2 protein-coding genes and 1 pseudogene are annotated in these 1,802 nt (G+C 65.6%); 2 read left to right on the top strand and 1 reads right to left on the bottom strand.

What is annotated here, in order from left to right:
- Both EOA33_RS34575 and EOA33_RS34580 read left to right on the top strand, forming a co-directional pair.
- Positions 1-222: pseudogene (locus tag EOA33_RS34575) on the top strand (ABC transporter permease); the annotation flags it as partial.
- A 13-nt stretch (positions 223-235) separates the two neighbouring features.
- The gene (locus EOA33_RS34580; RefSeq protein ID WP_127400512.1) at positions 236-1,333 is read left to right on the top strand and encodes a substrate-binding domain-containing protein; all 1,098 of its coding nucleotides are present in this window, start codon (positions 236-238) and stop codon (positions 1,331-1,333) included.
- Positions 1,334-1,406: 73 nt separating this feature from the next.
- Here EOA33_RS34580 and EOA33_RS34585 read toward each other — a convergent pair.
- Positions 1,407-1,802: substrate-binding domain-containing protein (locus EOA33_RS34585; RefSeq protein ID WP_190234477.1), on the bottom strand; the 396-nt coding region annotated here is incomplete at its 5' end.

The raw sequence follows: 1,802 nt of genomic DNA on the forward strand, positions 1-1,802 counted from the left end.
GTCTGGGGCACGATCATCGGCGTCGTCATCCTCGCCGTCGGCATTTCCGGCATCCAGCAGTTCGGCGGCTCGTTCTGGGTCGAGCCGCTGTTCAACGGCGTCACCCTGCTCGTCGCGATCGGCATTGCCGGCTACGCGCAGCGCCGCCGCGGCGCCGTGGTGCCGCCCGCCGCCACTCAACCAGCCACCAGCCAACGAACAACGACAACCAACAATGCTTAATGGGAGAAACAGCATGCATCGCAGAACAGTCCTTCAGCTTGGCGTCGCCTGCCTGGCGCTCGGCATCGCCTCGACCGCGCTCGCCGATCCGATGGCCGACGCCAAGGCCGTCGTCGACAAATACGCCAGCAAGGTCGAGAAATGGGACGGGCCGATGACAGGGCCTAAGGGGGCCGCGGGCAAGACGATCGTCGTGCTTGGCGCCGACATGAAGAACGGCGGCATTCTCGGCGTCACCAAGGGCGTCGAGGAAGCGGCGGCGGCACTTGGCTGGACGGTCAAGACGCTTGACGGCGCCGGCTCCATCGGCGGCCGCACGGCGGCCTTTGGCCAGGCGCTGGCGCTCAATCCGGACGGCATCATCATCAACGGCTTCGACGCCGTCGAGCAAAAGCCGGCGATGGAGCAGGCCAAGGCCGCCAAGATCCCGATGGCGGCATGGCATGCAGCACCGACGGTCGGCCCGATCGACGACCTCGGTATCATCGCCAACGTCTCGACCGATCCGATGGAAGTCTCCAAGGCGGCCGCCGACTGGGCCTTTGTCGATGCCAAGGGCAAGCCCGGCGTCATTATCTTCACCGATTCCACCTATCAGATCGCCATCGCCAAGGCGGACCGGATGAAGAAGGAGATCGAAGATCTCGGCGGCAAGGTGCTCGAATATGTCGACACGCCGATCGCCGAGACCTCGCAGCGCATGCCGCAGCTCACCACGTCGCTGCTGCAGAAGTACGGCGATGAATGGACCCATTCGCTGGCGATCAACGACCTCTATTTCGACTTCATGGGGCCGTCGCTGGCGGCGGCCGGCAAGTCCGGCACCGACGCGCCGATCAACGTGGCGGCCGGCGACGGTTCGGAATCGGCCTACCAGCGCATCCGCTCCAGCCAGTTTCAGAAGGTGACGGTGGCGGAACCGCTGAACCTGCAGGGCTGGCAGCTGGTCGACGAGCTCAACCGCGCCATGGCCGGCGAGAAATGGTCGGGCTACATCTCGCCGCTGCACGTAGTGACCTCGGACAATGTCGAGTTCGACGGTGGCCCGGACAACCGCTTCGACCCTGGCAACGGCTACCGCGACGAATACAAGAAGATCTGGGGCAAATAGGCTTCGGCAGCATCTGTCGGAACAGCCAACGGCCGGCGGTCATCCTGCCGGCCGTTGGTCATTCCAAAAGCGTTCAAGCCGTGTGGCGCGCAATCACCTTGGGTGTCATGCCGACGACGACCCGGTCGTCCGCCGCGCGGCGGCCATTGAGCAGATCGAGCACCAACTCGGCCACGCGGATGCCGATCTCATGCGCGCCGACATCGATCGTGGTGATCGACGGCACCGACTGCTCGGCAAGGTCATAGGCGCCGAAGCCGGCGATCGCGACGTCGTCGGGCACACTGATGCCGCGCCGCACGCATTCCATCAGCGCGCCGAAGGCGGAAAGGTCGGACACGCACATCACTGCCTGCGTATCGGGCCAGCGCGAGATCATCTCGACCATGGCGGCCGCGCCCTCGCGCATCGAGATCGGCGGCACGCCGGAGGCGATGACACGCGAGGCGTCGAGGCCGCGGTCCTGCAG

The organism is Mesorhizobium sp. M4A.F.Ca.ET.050.02.1.1 (assembly GCF_003997725.1).
Lineage (GTDB): Bacteria > Pseudomonadota > Alphaproteobacteria > Rhizobiales > Rhizobiaceae > Mesorhizobium.

Coding starts and splice junctions, on each gene's coding strand:
- EOA33_RS34580 (WP_127400512.1), top strand. CDS start 236: ATGCATCGCAGAACAGTCCTTCAGCTTGGCGTCGCCTGCCTGGCGCTC.